Origin of the sequence: Curtobacterium sp. PsM8 (genome assembly GCF_030433875.1) — a bacterium.
Taxonomy (GTDB): domain Bacteria; phylum Actinomycetota; class Actinomycetes; order Actinomycetales; family Microbacteriaceae; genus Curtobacterium.
The window spans coordinates 1-15678 of record NZ_JARUXD010000016.1 but is presented as its reverse complement, the minus strand read 5'-3'; the positions used below and the strand labels follow the sequence as shown (position 1 = coordinate 15678).

General features: G+C 69.3%; 17 protein-coding genes and 1 tRNA gene. 10 read left to right on the top strand and 8 right to left on the bottom strand.

The features are described 5' to 3' along the window. Together QCD68_RS05660 and QCD68_RS05655 are read right to left on the bottom strand one after the other, a co-directional pair. Complete coding sequence (locus QCD68_RS05660; RefSeq protein ID WP_301222351.1) at positions 1–567, bottom strand: FHA domain-containing protein FhaB/FipA; 567 nt, start codon at positions 565–567, stop codon at positions 1–3. Next, entirely contained in the window at positions 564–1244 is a 681-nt protein-coding gene (locus QCD68_RS05655) for an FhaA domain-containing protein (RefSeq protein ID WP_253465862.1), read from the bottom strand. The genes QCD68_RS05660 and QCD68_RS05655 overlap by 4 nt, the downstream gene beginning before the upstream one ends. An 85-nt stretch (positions 1245–1329) precedes the next feature. Here QCD68_RS05655 and QCD68_RS05650 point away from each other — a divergent pair. Continuing rightward, positions 1330–1416 (top strand) — tRNA-Leu (locus tag QCD68_RS05650). 124 nt (positions 1417–1540) lie between these two features. On the opposite strand, the gene QCD68_RS05645 is transcribed toward QCD68_RS05650, so the two are convergent. From QCD68_RS05645 to QCD68_RS05635, 3 genes are all read right to left on the bottom strand, one after another. After that, positions 1541–2329 (bottom strand): alpha/beta fold hydrolase, encoded by a 789-nt coding sequence (locus tag QCD68_RS05645; RefSeq protein ID WP_301222350.1) that lies wholly within the window; start codon positions 2327–2329, stop codon positions 1541–1543. Between the two features lie 70 nt (positions 2330–2399). Then, positions 2400–3098 (bottom strand): SDR family NAD(P)-dependent oxidoreductase, encoded by a 699-nt coding sequence (locus QCD68_RS05640; protein ID WP_301222349.1) that lies wholly within the window; start codon positions 3096–3098, stop codon positions 2400–2402. A gap of 115 nt (positions 3099–3213) precedes the next feature. After that, on the bottom strand, positions 3214–4071 hold the full coding sequence (locus tag QCD68_RS05635) for an NmrA family NAD(P)-binding protein (RefSeq protein ID WP_301222348.1): 858 nt from the start codon (positions 4069–4071) through the stop codon (positions 3214–3216). 99 nt (positions 4072–4170) lie between these two features. Between QCD68_RS05635 and QCD68_RS05630 the strand changes: the two genes are divergently transcribed. The 8 genes from QCD68_RS05630 to QCD68_RS05595 all read left to right on the top strand — a co-directional run bounded on the left by QCD68_RS05630 (position 4171) and on the right by QCD68_RS05595 (position 10388). Next, positions 4171–4926 carry a TetR/AcrR family transcriptional regulator gene (locus QCD68_RS05630; protein WP_301222347.1) on the top strand — a complete coding sequence of 252 codons (756 nt, stop codon included), beginning with the start codon at positions 4171–4173 and terminating at the stop codon, positions 4924–4926. Between the two features lie 109 nt (positions 4927–5035). After that, positions 5036–5872: an SDR family oxidoreductase gene (locus QCD68_RS05625; protein ID WP_301222346.1), complete on the top strand. Its 837-nt coding sequence runs from the start codon at positions 5036–5038 to the stop codon at positions 5870–5872. A 66-nt stretch (positions 5873–5938) separates the two neighbouring features. Beyond that, on the top strand, positions 5939–6820 hold the full coding sequence (locus QCD68_RS05620; protein WP_301222345.1) for a manganese catalase family protein: 882 nt from the start codon (positions 5939–5941) through the stop codon (positions 6818–6820). A gap of 197 nt (positions 6821–7017) precedes the next feature. Continuing rightward, positions 7018–7200, top strand: coding sequence for a hypothetical protein (locus tag QCD68_RS05615; RefSeq protein WP_111075333.1), 183 nt, complete (start codon positions 7018–7020; stop codon positions 7198–7200). An 89-nt stretch (positions 7201–7289) separates the two neighbouring features. Next, a complete protein-coding gene (locus QCD68_RS05610; protein WP_301222344.1) occupies positions 7290–7856 on the top strand; it encodes a MarR family winged helix-turn-helix transcriptional regulator in 567 nt (188 codons plus the stop codon). Positions 7857–8086: 230 nt separating this feature from the next. Further along, entirely contained in the window at positions 8087–9097 is a 1011-nt protein-coding gene (locus QCD68_RS05605; RefSeq protein WP_301222343.1) for a diacylglycerol/lipid kinase family protein, read from the top strand. Between the two features lie 56 nt (positions 9098–9153). Then, positions 9154–9804 (top strand): TetR/AcrR family transcriptional regulator, encoded by a 651-nt coding sequence (locus QCD68_RS05600; protein ID WP_301222342.1) that lies wholly within the window; start codon positions 9154–9156, stop codon positions 9802–9804. Beyond that, on the top strand, positions 9801–10388 hold the full coding sequence (locus QCD68_RS05595; RefSeq protein ID WP_301222341.1) for a hypothetical protein: 588 nt from the start codon (positions 9801–9803) through the stop codon (positions 10386–10388). The genes QCD68_RS05600 and QCD68_RS05595 overlap by 4 nt, the downstream gene beginning before the upstream one ends. Before the next feature lie 17 nt (positions 10389–10405). On the opposite strand, the gene QCD68_RS05590 is transcribed toward QCD68_RS05595, so the two are convergent. Continuing rightward, positions 10406–11512 (bottom strand): carboxylate-amine ligase, encoded by a 1107-nt coding sequence (locus QCD68_RS05590; RefSeq protein ID WP_301222340.1) that lies wholly within the window; start codon positions 11510–11512, stop codon positions 10406–10408. Between the two features lie 607 nt (positions 11513–12119). Between QCD68_RS05590 and QCD68_RS05585 the strand changes: the two genes are divergently transcribed. Further along, positions 12120–14321: a hypothetical protein gene (locus QCD68_RS05585; protein WP_301222339.1), complete on the top strand. Its 2202-nt coding sequence runs from the start codon at positions 12120–12122 to the stop codon at positions 14319–14321. A gap of 97 nt (positions 14322–14418) precedes the next feature. On the opposite strand, the gene QCD68_RS05580 is transcribed toward QCD68_RS05585, so the two are convergent. Together QCD68_RS05580 and QCD68_RS05575 are read right to left on the bottom strand one after the other, a co-directional pair. Further along, positions 14419–14691 carry an Lsr2 dimerization domain-containing protein gene (locus QCD68_RS05580; protein ID WP_301222366.1) on the bottom strand — a complete coding sequence of 91 codons (273 nt, stop codon included), beginning with the start codon at positions 14689–14691 and terminating at the stop codon, positions 14419–14421. 237 nt (positions 14692–14928) lie between these two features. Next, positions 14929–15618: a hypothetical protein gene (locus tag QCD68_RS05575; RefSeq protein WP_301222338.1), complete on the bottom strand. Its 690-nt coding sequence runs from the start codon at positions 15616–15618 to the stop codon at positions 14929–14931. Positions 15619–15678 lie beyond the last annotated feature (60 nt).

Sequence of the window (15678 nt, the reverse complement as noted above, 5' to 3'; positions counted from 1 at the left end):
CTACCGCCGCAGCTCGAACGTCGTCGTCCCGATGGTGATCGGGGTGCGTTCCGCCACGGTGGTGGGGACGGTGACCTTCTGGCCGCCCAAGAAGGTGCCGTTGGTCGATCCGAGGTCGGTCAGGACCCAGGCACCGCCCTGCAGGTCGAGGCGGGCGTGGTTCGTGGACGTGTAGTCGTCGCGGATCACGACGTTGCTCTCGCTGGAGCGGCCGATCGTGATCGGGCCGCCGCCGAGGGGCATCTCCATGCCCTCACGGGCGCCCTCGGTGATGACGAGACGGGTCGCGACCGGACCCGCGGTGGCGGCGGTCGGTGCGCTGGCCTGACCGATCAGCTCGGTGAACGCACCGGGAGACGCCCCGGAGGCTGCGGCTGCGGTTCCGGCACCGGCCGGCATCGGCGGGGTGGTCGGGGTCGACGGGCCGGCCTTGGGGTCGGTGGGGATCGCACGGACGCGTTGGCCGAAGAGGTCGCTGCGCAACGCGAAGACGATCACGAAGACGAACAGCCACAGCACCGCGAGGAACGCGAAGCGCAGGACGAGCAGGGTCAGGCCCGTGGTCATCGCGCACCTCCGTCGTTCTCCGGGATCACCCGGAACACCATACGGGTCCGACCGATCTCAATGGTTGAGTCCGGCTCGAGGATGGCCTGACTGAAGCGTTCGCCGTTGAGCTTCGAGCCGTTGGTGGACCCGAGGTCGTTCACCTGCGCGTGCTTGCCGTCCCAGAGGACCTCGACGTGCTTCCGGCTCGTCCCGGTGTCGGCGACCGTGATGTCGGCATCCGTGCCGCGGCCGATGATCGTGCGTCCGCGCTTGAGGTGGTGGCGCTGCGACCCGATGTCGAGGACCGCCACCCAGGCCAGGTCGCGCTGCACCGTCGTCGCGTCGATCTCGAGGATGCCGGTGGAGAGGGTGCCGTCCTGCTGCAGGCGGATCGTGACCGGACCGGAGAACGAGTAGTTCTGCGCCACCGCGTGCTGCTGCACCCGCTGCGTGAGTTCGTCGATGAGGGGCTGCCCGACGTCGTGCATGCGGGTGTGGTCCGGCGGCGCGAGTCGCACCGTGAACTCGTTCGGCACGAGGATGCGCTCGCGGGAGACCACGGCAGCCTTGGTGTCGAGTTCACGCCGCAGTGCCGCGGTGATCTCGACCGGCTGCACACCGGAGCGGAAGGTCTTCGCGAAGGCGCCGTTGACGGCGCGCTCCAACCCTCGCTCGAAGTTGTCCAGTAAGCCCATGGTCCCCACGTTCTCGGTCGTTGACCTCTGCATGGTAGTGGTTGGCTCCTGGCCCCGTCTGTGCGTGGTAGTGTTCTCGTCGCTGGCGCGAGTGGCGGAATTGGTAGACGCGCACGGTTCAGGTCCGTGTGCTGGAAACGGCGTGGGGGTTCAAGTCCCCCCTCGCGCACCAGAGCTCTTCACGCAAGAGCGAGCAGATGAAGGCCCCGATCGAGAGATCGGGGCCTTCATCGTTCCGGCGCTCGGTCATCTGCCGACACGCCCGTCCGCCGTCACGCCCGCTCAGGCCACCCGGCTCACCCGAGTGCGGCCGCGACCTCCCGCGCCGTGCCCGCCGGGTGCAGACCGTGGTCTTGCGACTCCGGGACGACCACGAGCCTCCCGGCCGGCAGCAGGGCGGCGAGCCGGTCCGTCGCGGTGACCAGGAACGGCCAGGTCCGCCCACCCCGCAGCACGGTCACCGGCGTCGTCACGGCTGCCATCGCGGGGGAGGGCACGGGCGTCTCGCCGGTGATCGTCGCGTCGTACACGGTCGACTGGGCGACGTCCACGAGGGCGGGCCACATCGGTGCGTGCCGGATCTGCTCGATCACCTCGTCGGGCAGGCCCACGGCCTCCCGCTGGAAGAGGACGACAGCGTCCTCGGGCCGACCGGCGTCGACGTGCGCCTGCAACCGCTCCACCAGGTCCGGTGACTGCGGTGGCCGGGACTCGTCGAAGGCGAAGGGCGGTTCGGAGAGGAAGAGGTGGTCGACGTCCAGCCCGCCGGCCGCTGCCCGGAGGGTCAGGACCGCACCTGACGAGTGTCCGAGCGCAGCTCGGACACGCCCGGCCGCGGTGGCGACGGCGATGAGGTCCTCGGCCTCCCGTTCGGGGGCGTACGGCCGGGTGTCGCCGGAGCCACCTCGGGCGCGCCGGTCGAGGACCACGCCGCGGAGGCCCACCTCGGCGAGGGCCTGCGCGAGCGGACGGGCGGCGTCGGCGGTGCTGAACGCACCGCCGGTGATGACGACGCCGGGAGCGTCGGCAGGGCCGATCGCCTCCCAGGCGATGGGCGTTCCGTCGGCGGAGTGGGCCTGCTGCATGGCGGCAGTCAACACCCGCCCGGATCGCGGTGGAAGGGGGGACGGACGCAGTGTCGTCCGCACCGGGGGATCAGACGGTGACGCTGCCCAGGACGCGGTGCGCGATCGAGATCGACTCGCCCGACACCACCGAGAGCGGGGACGACAGGAAGGCCACGAGGTCCGCGATCTGCTGGGGGCTGGACTCGCCACCGGCGCCGGGTCGGACCTCGGCGCTCGGCTCGTCCCGCACGGTGCCCGGGTTCACGACGTTCACGGTGACGCCGGTGCCCGCGGTCTCGTCGGCCAGGTTCTTCGCGATCACGTTCGTGGCCGCGTTCCGCAACGAGGTCGTGATGTTCCCCGACAGGTAGGCGTTCTGCCCGCTGACGACGACGACCCGGCCGAAGCCGGCCTGACGCTGCGCGGGCAGGACGGCGTTGGCCACTCGGAGGAACCCGAGGGCCTTGCCGTCGACGGCCCCGGCGACCTGGTCCGGGTCGGAACGGCGCTCGGGGTCGAGGGTGTTCGCCGCCGGGGCCGCGGTGACCACCAGCACGTCGATCCGTCCGTGCTGCTCGAGCACGCGGGCGACCGCCGCGTCGACGGCGGCCTGGTCGGCGGTGTCCATCGCGACACTGCCCGTCGTGGGGCCGTCGGTCGCGTCGGCGCTTCGGGAGGCGACGACGACGGTCGCACCCTCCTGGCGGAGGCGGTCCACGACGGCGGTGCCGATGTACCCCTTCCCGCCGACGACGAGTGCGACACGGTCTTGCAGCTGGAGATCCACGTCGGTGACGGTACGCCGGTGGCCGGCCGGGTGCCGGACGGGAGGCCCGTGGCGGGGCCGCCCCGCGCCTCCCGTCCGGAGCGTGCCTGCATCGGACCGACGTGACCCGCCCGGGTCAGTACGCCCGGAGTGTGTCGGCGAGGACGTCCTCGATGCTGCGCGGCTCGCGGTCGAGGAGGTCGGCGAGCGTCGGGTCGACGGTGGCGAACTCGCCGTCTCGAGCGGCTGCGAAGAACCCGGTCATCATCGGGGCGAACGCCTCCGGGAGTCCGCCCGCGATGAGCGCTGCGCGGTATTCGTCCTCGTCGACCACGGTCCGGGTGACCGTGCTGCCGGTGATCCGGGAGACGACCTCGGCGAGCTCGTCCATGTCCAGTGCACGGGACGCGGTGAGCGGCGGCGTGGTGCCGTGCAGCCGGTCGGGGTCGGTGAGGGCGATCGCGGCGGCGACGGCCAGGTCCGCCTGCGCGGTCCAGGCGACCGGACCGTCGGCGGGCAGCCGGAGCTCGCCGGTCCGGAGGCCCGCTCCGAGCATGAACGGCGCACTCGAGGCGTGGAAGCCGTTCCGCAGGGACGTCGTGGCGATCCCGGTGGCCGCGAGGTCTTGCTCGGTGACGGCGTGCTGTCGTGCCGGGCCGAAGTGTGAGTCGGGCGAGGTCGCCATGTGTGCGGTGTAGACGAGATGCTCGGCGCCGGCGGTGACCGCGGCCTCCACCGCGATGCGGTGCGGCTCGGGGTCGGCCGGGCCGGAGACGATCAGCACCCGGCTGGCGTCCGCGAACGCGGTGGGGAGTGTCTCCGGCTCGGTGAAGTCACCGCGGCGGACCTGCACGCCCCGGTCGGCCAGACGACGTGCAGCGTCCGAGTGCGGGTCGCGGACGCTGACCGCGAGCTCGCGGGCGGGGACCTGCTCGAGGAGGTGGGCGACGACGGCTCCGCCGAGCTGTCCGGTGGCTCCCGTGACGATGATCATGACTGCTCCGATCGTGTTTCCAGTGATAACACGATGAAGGTACCACTGGAATCATCGGGACGGAACCACCGCTACTGCCCGATCGGTAGCATCGGAACCATGAGCGCCGCACCCGACCCGCGTACCCGCATCGTCACCGCGGCCGCACGTCTGCTCGCCGAGGACGGCGCCGCCGCGGTCACCACCCGGAGCGTGGCGCTCGCCGCCGGCGTCCAGGCCCCCGCGATCTACCGGCTGTTCGGGGACAAGGACGGCCTGCTGGACGCGGTCGCCGAGCACGTCCTGGCGGAGTTCGTCGCCGCGAAGACCGAGCACGCGGCGGCCGAGGCCGACGGCGACGGGGACCCGGTCGAGGACCTCCGCGACTCCTGGCGCGTTCAGGTGGCCTTCGGGCTCGCCAACCCCGCACTGTTCCGGCTGCTCTACGCCTCGGACCGGGACGACGAGTCCCCGGCGGTCGCCGCCGGCCTGGAGGTCCTCCGCGCGCGGGTGCACCGGGTCGCCGCCGCCGGACGCCTCCGTGTGCCCGAGGAGCAGGCGGTCGCGATGATCCGCGCGGCCGGCGCCGGGTCGATGCTGACGATGCTCTCCAGCGGCGCACCGGAGGGCGGCGCACCGCAGGGCAGCTCGCCCGGCGACGGGTCCTCGCTGCCCGAGCTGATGCTCGACACGGTCCTGGCAGCCATCGTCACCGACCCGCCGACCTGGGCGGACGACGAGGGCGCCGACGGCACAGCGGTGCCCCTCGGCGCGCTGCAGGCCGTGCGTGCCGCCGCCCCCGCGCTCCCCGGGCTGACGGACCCGGAGCGGGCGCTGCTGCAGGAGTGGCTCGGGCGGGTGACCACGGCCTCCTGACCGGCGGGCACGGCAGACCCGTCCGCGTGATCTGAACACTCCGGACGGCCGTCCAGCGGCCTCCGCCGACCATCGCTCCCTGCACGACGACCTTCGTCCAGGGAGCGACATGAGCGATCAACAGCAGGAACCCCCCGGGTCCGAGCAGGCGATGGGGCCGGCGCCCGACCACGGTGAGACCAGCTACCGGGGTTCCGGCAAGCTCACCGGCAAGCGGGCCGTCATCACGGGCGGTGACAGCGGCATCGGCAAGGCGGTCGCGATCGCCTTCGCCCGCGAGGGGGCCGACGTCCTCATCTCCTACCTGCCCGAGGAGGAAGAGGACGCGCAGGAGACCAAGCACTGGATCGAGGACGCCGGTCGCAAGGTCGTGCTGTTCCCCGGTGACGTCAGCGACCCGGCGTACTGCCGGAGCGTCATCGACACGGCGGTCTCGGAGCTCGGCGGCATCGACGTCCTGGTGAACAACGCGGCGTACCAGATGACCCACGAGACGCTCGAGGAGATCACCGACGAGGAGTGGGACCACACCCTCGCCACGAACCTCAGCGCCTACTTCCACCTGACGAAGGCCGCGCTGCCGCACATGTCCGCCGGTGCGTCGATCATCGGCACGAGCTCGGTGAACTCAGACAACCCCGTCCCGACGCTCCTTCCCTACGACGTGACGAAGGCCGGCATCGCGAACTTCTCGGCCGCGCTCGCGCAGTTGGTCGGGGAGCGCGGCATCCGGGTGAACAGCGTCGCGCCCGGTCCGATCTGGACGCCGCTGATCCCGTCGACGATGCCCGCCGAGCAGGTCGAGCAGTTCGGGACGCAGACGCCCCTGGGTCGCGCCGGACAGCCCGCCGAGCTGGCCCCGGTCTACGTCCTGCTCGCGAGCGACGACGGCAGCTACGTCTCCGGGGCGCGCATCGCCGTCACCGGTGGCACGCCGATCCTCTGAGCTCGCACCTCTGCGCCGGCACCTCTGACCCGCCCCACTGAACCGACACGGAAACGGGAGAACGATTTGTACTTCCACAAGCAAGAGCTCCAGTTCAAGGCGACCCCCGACAAGCCCGACGCGGTCTACGCGCGGAAGCTCCAGGAGGTGCTCGGCGGCCAGTACGGCGAGATCTCCGTCGCCCTGCAGTACCAGTTCCAGGCGTGGAACATGCACATCCCGGGCAAGTACCGCGACATGGTGTTCGGCATCGGCGCGGAGGAGATGGGCCACGTCGAGATGCTCGCGACGATGATCGCCCAGCTGCTCGAGAAGTCCCCGCTCGGCATCACCGAGGACGCCCTGCAGGACGACCCGACGGTCGCTGCGATCGTCGGTGGCACGGACGTCCAGCACGCCATCGTCGCCGGCGCCGGTGCGCGTCCGGTCGACAGCAACGGGAACCCCTGGCAGGGCTCCTACATCACGGCCAGCGGCAACCTGCTGGCGGACTTCACGGCGAACGAGAACGCCGAGATGCAGGGCCGTGTGCAGGCCGCGCGGCTCTACCACATGACCGACGACCACGGCGTCCGGGACCTGCTGAGCTTCCTCATCGCCCGCGACACGATGCACCAGAACATGTGGGCGACCGCCGCCGCCGAGCTCCGCGAGCAGGGCCTCGAGACCCTGCCGGTGCCGAGCAACTTCCCGCAGCACAAGGAGAACCAGGAGGTCAACTACCAGTACCTCAACTTCTCCGACGGTGCGCAGGCGAAGGAGGGCTCGTGGGCGAGTGGCCCGTCGTTCGACGGCAAGGGCGAGTACTCGTACCACGACGGCCCCACCACCTCGGTGCCGATGCCGCCGCCCACGCACCCGGACTCGCGCCTGTACGGCACGACCGAGCTGCCGAACACGGTCGAGAAGATCGCCGGCACGGTGCAGGACAAGCTCAACAAGGAGTAGTCCGACCCGTTCCACGCACGAGCCCTTCCTCCGACGGAGGAGGGGCTCCTGCACGTTCACCTGGCTCCGCGGTCGTTCGGTGCGCGAACTGTACAACTCGACGAACTGTTTGTTGCCCTCATTGTTCACGTCGTGAAATAGTTCTCACGTCCGGACGGGCGGACCGACGGCAGACCCTCGACGAGGAAGGCGCACCCATGCAGAGCACGTACCACGGCACGTCGCACGACACCCGGTTCGGCGGCTCCCACCCGCGCGTGGGACTGACCGACCCGGCCGTCATCGAGGCCTGGGTCGCCCAGCGGATCGAGGACCCGTCGCTGCTGTCCCGCCGCACCGAACTGTCCTACGCCGACTTCTTCGTCGCGCCGGCCGCCTGACCCGATCGCCTGACCGCAGGCGCCGGAGCCACCGCGTCCGCCCCACCCGCACGACCACCCGCCCGGACGGGTGAGGGAGACACCGACCCATGCCGTTGACCGTCGTCCGCCGCGAGCACGTCCACCTCTACGCCCGCGAGCCCCGCACCCGGTCCGCCAAGACCGCCGTCGACGCCCTGCTCCGGCTGCAGCACGCCGAAGAGGACCAGCTGGAACGTGCCCGTGGCGAGAGCGGCCTGACGAAGAACGAGTTCCTCACCGTCCGCTACATGCTGCAGGCACACCGCGACGGCCGGAGCATGGGCCCGAAGGACCTGGCCGTCATGCTGTCGGTCTCGAACGCCTCGGTCACCAAGATCGTCGACGGCCTGGTCGAGAAGGGCGACCTGCTCCGGGTCCCGCACCCCACCGACCGACGGGCGCAGGTGCTCGAGCCGACCGTGCAGGCCGCCCGCAAGATCGACCGGTCGTACGAGGTCTTCCACGAGGCCGTCGTCGAGGTCATCGATCACCTCTCCGCCGAGGACAACGAGGTCCTGGCACGCTGTCTCGCGCAGATCACGGCCGCGCTCGACGCCGGCCTGCCGACACCGGTGGACGAGTACACGGTGCCGGAGGCCGGGGCTGACGCCGGCGGTCCGACCGCCGGTTCCTGACACCCACCGGACGGGAGGCGCGTCACGGGTGGTGATCCGGGCCTCCCGTCCGCCACCGCGACCTGATGCGTCACGTCGCTTGCGCGGCGAGTCGCTGACGCGCCACGTTGCTCACGCGTGGAGTTGCTCAGGATGCCGCCGCCGCCCTAGCGTTGAGCGCACCCCTGCCCCGGGGCTCCGGCACCGGAGTCAGCACCCATCGAAGGAACCAACTGAGCGCCGACAGCCGGATGAACGCTCCGGCACCGCAGCGCGCGGCGGTCGTCGTCAACCCGGTGAAGGGCAACCCGGAACGACTCCGGACACTCGTCGACGCCGAGGCTGCCCGCAGTGGCTGGGCCGAGACCGGGTGGTTCGAGACCGCTGCCGACGACGACGGGCGTGCTGCTGCGCGCGCTGCCGTCGACGCCGCGCCGGACGTGGTGCTCGTCGCGGGCGGTGACGGCACCCTCCGTGTGGTCGCCGAGGAACTGCGCGGGACCGGGATCCCGGTGTCGCTGGTCCCGAGCGGGACCGGCAACCTGTTCGCCCGCAACATCGGCCTGCACCGCAACGACATGGCCGGCGCTGTGCGGGCGGCGTTCAGCGGCTCCGACCGGCCGATCGACGTCGGGATCGCCGAACTCACCGACGCCGACGGAGCGACCAGCACGCACGCGTTCCTCGTGATGGCGGGCATCGGTCTCGACGCCAGCATGGCGGCGGACACCAACGCCTGGGTGAAGAAGCGGTTCGGATGGGTCGCGTACTCCGACCCCATCGCCCGGTCGATCGTCGGGAACCGACAGATCCCCGTCCACTACTCGCTGGACGACGGGCCGACCCGGACGATGCACGCGCACACCGTCATCGTCGGGAACTGCGGCAGCCTCACCGCGGGCGTGCTGCTGCTGCCCCGGGCCGAACCCGACGACGGCATCCTGGACGCCGTCGCGTTCCGCCCCGAGGGCTGGCTCGGGTGGACCAAGATCGGGTACACGCTCTCCCTCAACCGGTTCTTCTCCAGCACCCGGCTCGGACGGGTCATCGCCCGGGTGCTCCCGACCTCCCGAGCACTCCCGACGACCCGCGCGCGGACCCTGCACCTGGAGCTCGAGACCCCGGAGCGGATCCAACTCGACGGCGACCCGTTCGGCACCGTCCGAGCAGCCACGCTCACCACGCACCACCACGGCCTCCTGCTCCGCTCCGCGCAGTCGGGAAGCGGAGGGAAGGCGTCCGGCACCGGCGGGACCGCGTGAGCCCGGCCTCCCGTCCGCCACTGGCCGCGAAAACCTTCCAGCGGTAAGTTGGCACGATGACCGACCCCGTGGACGACGACGCAGTGACGCCGTCGCGCCGCGGCGGCTACCGCAAGGGCACCGAGCGGCGGGCCCAGATCCTGGACGAGATGATCCGGATGGTCGCCGAGCAGGGGGTCGACGCGTCCTCGCTGCGGTCCGTCGCGGACGCCCTCGGGATCACGCACGCGGCGCTCCGGCACTACTTCCCGAGCCGCGACGAACTGCTGCTCGCCGTCTACGGCGAGCACGAGGTGCGCGAACAGGGTGCACCGGAGCGGATGAAGTCCGCGATCGGCGACATGCGCGAGAGTGCCGCCCGCAACCGCGCCGTGCCGGGACTCGTGCAGCTGTACACGACCCTCTCGGCCGACGCCGTGCAGGAGGGGCACCCGGCGACGCGGGAGTTCATGCGCGAGCGGTTCACCCGGCTGCGTGCCGACCTGGCCGAGCTCATCCGGCGGGACCAGTCGTCCGGACGGATCCGGGACGACCTGGACGCGGAGGACCTGGCGAGCCTGAGCATCGCGGTGTCGGACGGGCTGCAGGTGCAGTGGCTGCTCGATCCGGACGCGGTTGACGGGGAACGGGTGTTGCGGTTGTTGGAGCGGATCGTGCCGGCGGGGGAGTCGCGGAGTGGCGGTACCGCGAACTCGGCTCTGACGTGACCGGGTCGGCGCTGATCCGGTGGGCCGCTCTCGTGATGGCAGTCGTCGCGCTCGTCGGCGGCGCAGTCCTCGGGCAGTCCGACGGTGCGGACGCACAGCTCGTCATCGCCGGGCGTGGGGCCGAGACGATCAGGGCGGCCTGCTGGTCGGTCGGCGCACTCTGTGCGGCCTGTGCCGCCTGCACCTGGGCGTGGCACCTGACGCGGGCGGCACGCCGGGCGGGCAGGACGCCGGTTCGCGCGGCGGCGGTGCTCCTGTCGGTCGGGTTCGTGGCGTGCGCGCTCGGCTACGTCGCGCTCTCGTCCCTCGGCGGGTCGGTGCGGTACGTCGACGTCGGTTCGGCTTCCGGTCGCACGGTGACCGTCGCCGACTACCGGTCCCTCGGCGGACGTCAGCTCCAGCTCGGCTTCCGCGACGGGTGGTCCTTCCGCGCCGCCACGGGAGAACGGGCCTGGGCGAACAGCAACCAGGTCAGGACGGACCGTGCGTCGATCGGTGGCGTCTTCCACCTGCACGTCGACGGGAGCCGGGTGGTGGTGGAGTACGGCGGCGACCGGCCGCTCGAGGCGCCGCTGCCCCGATGACGCGCGACCCCGCCGGCTCAGCCCTCCTGCCGAGCTGCGGCGAGGGCGACGTGCCCGAGGTCGTCGCGCCCGGGTTCCGCGGCAGGCCGGCGGGCCGCGCGCTGCCGAGCTGCGCCGGTGCCCCTGGTGAAGCGGTCGTCGATCCCGCGTTCGACCAGCTGGTCGTCGCCGTTGCACGTGAGGGCCGGCAGGACGTGCGCGAGGAACCGCATCACGACCTCCCGCGCCGGCGCCGGACGCTCCGTCGTCGGGTCGACCAGGCACCCATCGAGCCCCTCGAGGGAAGCCTGCCAGTTCGCTAGCCGGAGCGCGGCGGCGGGGGTGCTCTGAGCCTCCCGGCCGTCTGCGGCGTCGTTCGCCGCCGTGTCCACCAGGGCGCGCACCAGGCCGGCGACCGTGACGGTCGTGCCGGGGTCGAGCGGGACGTCGGCGACGCGGACCTCGACCGTCGGGTGGTTCGCGGACAGCCGCGCGTCGAGGTAGAGCATGCCGGGATCGAGCAGCGCGCCGGTGCCGAGCATCGCCTCGGTCACCGCACGGTAGCGGGACAGCGAGCCGAAGCGCTCCTGCGGGCCCGACGACGGCCACTGGTTCCAGAGCACCGATCGCCAGCTGGCGTGACCCGTGTCGACGCCATCGTGGAACGGGGAGTTCGCGCAGAGGGCGATGAGGACCGGCGTCCACGTCCGGATCCGGTCCAGGACGGCCACACCTTCGTCCGGGGAGTCGATCGACACTTGCACGTGCAGGCCCGAGGTGAGCACCCGTCGCGGCAGGGCGCCGTACCGCTGCATGATCGCCAGGTACCGCGGAGACTCGGTCGGGTGCGGTGTCACCGGGCACGGCGAGGTGCCCAGCGGTGCGGCGTGCGCTTCGACCTCGGACGCGAGCTGTTCGGTGAACGCACGGTTCGTCCGGACCTGGTCGCCGAGCGTCGCGAGGGACGAGTGCGGGCGGGTGACGAGCTCGATCGCCTCGCGGTGCATCTCGGCCACGACTTCGCCGCCGTCGCCCGGGCCGCCGGCCGCGATTGCACGGGCGAGCACCTGGTCCGCGACCGGGACCGGGTGACCAGTCCTCCGATCGATGAGCAGCAGCTCTTCCTCGACTCCCATGGTGCGCATGCACCGAGTGAATCCCCGCTCGGCTGCGCACGGGCACCGGGTGGGCGGGGCACGCGGCGGGAGGGTCCGCGGAGCGCGGGTGGCAGGCGTTGGGGAGGATGGTGGCCGAGCCGCGGGGGTGGACGTTCCGCTGTGGGGCGCGGCTACGACGGGGGTCGGTGCGAGCGGGAGGGATCGGCGGCGTGCGACGTCAGACCGATGTCTCCGCTCGCCCGCTTACGTCGACCGTGACAACTTCGGGCTGCGCGCTGGGCTCGCGACGTCTCTGCGACACGATGGGGGACGCCAATCGGGCCAGGGCCTGACCGACGCCTTCCCCTCGAAGGCCCGATCCGTGCCACCGACGGCCTCGGGCGGGCGAGGGTTTGATCGGTCGAGTTGATGCGCGCGCGGGTGCCGATCTGCCTCTGGTGTTGCACCACGTCTAGACCCTCACGCAGATCTGTGGCGAAGGAGTGCAACGGACCCTGACAGCACGTAAGGGAGCGCGCCCGGCTGGCGTTGCGCTGAGGTGTACCTCAGCACCACAACTTCACCCAGGGCTTCTCTGCGACCGCTGCCGACGAAATGGCTCGCGCTCCAACGCGAAGCGGAATATCATCTGTTCATGGTGAGTGGCAGGTTCCGTTTCGGGCTCGAACAGCTGTCGTCAGGCGACTGGCTGCTGTTTGAGCGGCTTGCTTCAACCTTTCTAGTTGGCGAATTTCCCAGTATTCGTACCACGGCAACTGCCTCCGGTGATCGAGGCCGAGACGGGGAAGTCTTTTCTGTACCCGGCGAGGAGCACACGGGGTTTCAGTATTCTGTTGCGACAGATTGGTCTGCGAAAATTCGTCGGACAGTACAGACACTGCTCGATAACAAGCTCGACTATCGACTAATCGTGTACTGCACAAATCAGGCTATCGGATCAAAGGTCGACGACCTGAAAGCGGCCCTTTGGAAGGACCATCAAATCCTTCTCGATGTCCGAGATCGCGAGTGGTTCTGCGACCGGGAAATGGACACTGCCGAACGCGAAGCGGCATCAGCACAATTTTGCCGTCTGGTTGTTGATCCGATCACTTCAGCGCGTGGTATCGCGGAGAATACGGGTAGCGCTCTTGCTTTGCAAGACGGCCGTGTTGCCTTAGTTCAGCTTGCCCTAAATTCCTCTGATACCGTCGGCGATAAAAATCTAACTAAAGTATCCTTTGATTCGCTTGTGCAAAGCGTGTTAATAGGCACCACGCAGGATACGGCAGTTGACCGCGGCGAAGTGTTTGATCGCGTTCACGTGCTAGTGCCTCACGGCTCCGAACGTCAAGTGAAGGATTTGATCGACAGTGCTCTGACGCGACTCAGCGCAAAGCGAGGGCCCGTGAAGTGGATCAGGACAGCCGATACCTATCATCTCAGTCACGAGGCGACAAAGCGCTGGCAGGAATCTGCCGCAGAGTACCTGCTCGATCAGCACACCGTTGAGGCCGATCTGGCCGCCGCAGCTTACGGCTATGTCGTTGAACTTGATGCAGACTTCGTTCAGCTGCAAGCTGAGGGTAAAGAGCTGCGTCTCGCACTCGAAGCACTGCTACTGCAGAATGGGGAGCAGTTCGTGGATGCAGTCGAAGGCGGGGAAGTGAAGCTTCTGTCGCGGCAATCAATTTCTGACTTTCTTTCGAAACGCGCGTCGGCGCTTCGCATGCATCCAGATGATGCTGCAAAAGCCATTATGGATGTGCTGGCCGCGCCGGATGCGAGAACCAGAAGTCACCTTGTACGGGTCCTAAACGCGTATACCCTTATGGCCTTCCTGCAGCAGACCCCAGATGTGCAAAAGGCGCTATCGCGGGTGTTCGACACTGCGAAGATCTGGCTTGATACTTCGGCGGTGCTACCTCTTATCGCCGAAACTTTGATCGACGAACCCTCGGATCGGCTACAAACCTCTCTCCTTCGCGCCGCTGTGGATTCCGGGGTTTCTTTGTTGGTTACGGATGGCGTCATCGAGGAGATTCGATACCACCTAGAACGTTGTGTTGCGTATATCAATGCCGGGAGGGATTGGGAAGGGGAGGTGCCGTTCGTCTATAGCGCTTACATGCTTTCAGGGCGCGATGAGAGGGCATTCGGACATTGGTTGCTCAACTTCCGCGGTGATGTCATTCCCGATCACGACATTGCGGAATTCCTCGAACTCACTTATTCAATCACGAGGCGAGACCTGAAAGAGTTGGCGGATCAAGCAGATCAAAAATTGCGCGCCGCGGTACTGGAACTGTTCAGAAAGAAAAACGGTGGGTATGGGCGGAATCGTCCGGGACGTGGTGGACGACGCCGGTCTGACGTTTCCCATGACCGTCTGGCTGCCCACGACGTGGAGAGTGCGGTTGGTGTCATACAGCTCCGCCACGGGCCTCGGTCTGCTCTGGGTTATGACGCCTGGTGGCTGACATTCGACAAGACGGCGTTCAAGTTGGATGCCTGGCTACGTGATCAGTTGGGGCGAAACGCTCCAGACACACCTGCTCTGAGCCCGGACTACTTGGCACAGCTGCTTCGTCTCGGGCCCTTGAGGAGATCGATGTCGTCCGATGCCCCGCGTCTTCCTCTCGTAGTTGATGTCACGCGAATGGAGTCCGTCCCCGAAGAACTGATTCGCGCGGCGCGTAAACGGCGCGAGGAGATGACAGGACTGGACGAGGTGCGAATCCGTAGAGAGGTGCGAGATGAATTACACCGGTTGCGTACGTCGATGAGATCCAACCATGATTACGGGGCGGACGCGGAACAAAAGGTTCAGTCCCAACTTGCCAATCGCGGGGGTTGAACCAGCATCCTGACATAAGAGACCGCTATCGGCGCGCACAGTAACGGCCGGCCATCCCGAGGGGCGGCCGGCCGTTGCTGCGGGTGGGGAAGTGGCGTCAGTGTGCCGCGTCGTACGCGTCACGGACGGCCTGGCTATGCGGCCGCGGGAGGAGACATCGTGGCCGTTGGCTGCGGCTCACTCGCGGATCTTGCCGAGCTCCTCGGGGTTGCCACGCTTGGGGGGCGCTGCCAGAGGAGGCGCGGCCGCTGCGGTTGCTGGTGTGGAGATCCGCGGCGATGTAGTCGGAGAACGCTTCGCGGAGCTGGTCAGCGTTGTCGTCCGTGAGGTCGATTTCGTAGTTGGTGCCGTCAAACCCGAAGGTGAGCAGCCTCGGCGGCTGCAGGGACGGTCAGCGGAATCATCATCGCCACAGACCCATCGGGCCCGTTCCTCATCGACTGCGCCGGTTGGGGTCTCAACGTCCTGCTGGTCATTCCGCTGGCGTTGCCAGGACGCACGCCAGCGCGTGGCCGGCGATGAGGGCGAAGGTGATCGAATGCATGCCCCACGCGAACACCTGCCCACGTCTGATCTGACTCACGCTTTCAGCCTGCCGCAACCGGGGTCAGTCGCCGGGGAGACCGATCTTCGAGCCGCGGGGGTCGACGTTCCGGCGCGGCGGTGCCTCGACGACCGGGGCTGGCTCGAGCGCGAGGGCTCGGTGGCGTGCGGCGTCGGACCTCCCGATCCCCGTCACCACGGCGATGAAGGACGCCGACTGCAGCAGCATGAGCATCGGTGGCCAGAACAACACGAGCGGGGAGTCGAGCGAGCCGAGCCCCGACAGCAGCGCCCCCGCCCAGACGAGCGCCCAGGCGATCGGCAGCAGGACGAACCGGGCGGCGAGGGCGACGGACGGGCCGAGGGTGCGCTCGGCCCGGTCGAGTACCTCGTCGCGGTCCTCCGGGAACATCGCCGGAGGACGGGCGGCGAACTGCCGGTCGATGCGCTCATCGCGGCGCCAGTCACCGGTGCCGCGGTGGGTGCCGCCGAGGTCGAGATCTCGACGATGGACCCGGAGGAACACCCCGACCATGCACCCGAGTGCGGCCGCCAAGCAGACGATCGCCAGGAGACGCAGGGGCCACGGCCCGTCGAAGACGCCCCAGAGCAGATCGGCGATGACCATGACCGTGCCGGAGACGACGGCGACCGTGCCGGTCACGACGGTCCGGCGTCGGAGCCGCGCCGGGTCGAGGAACTCCGACCGCCGTGCGCGCGCGATGCGCCAGCCGGTCGAGAACGCGTTGCCCATGCCGTCATCCTGCTCCCTCACCGGAGAACACGGAACGGCCGGCCCTGCAGGAGGGCCGGC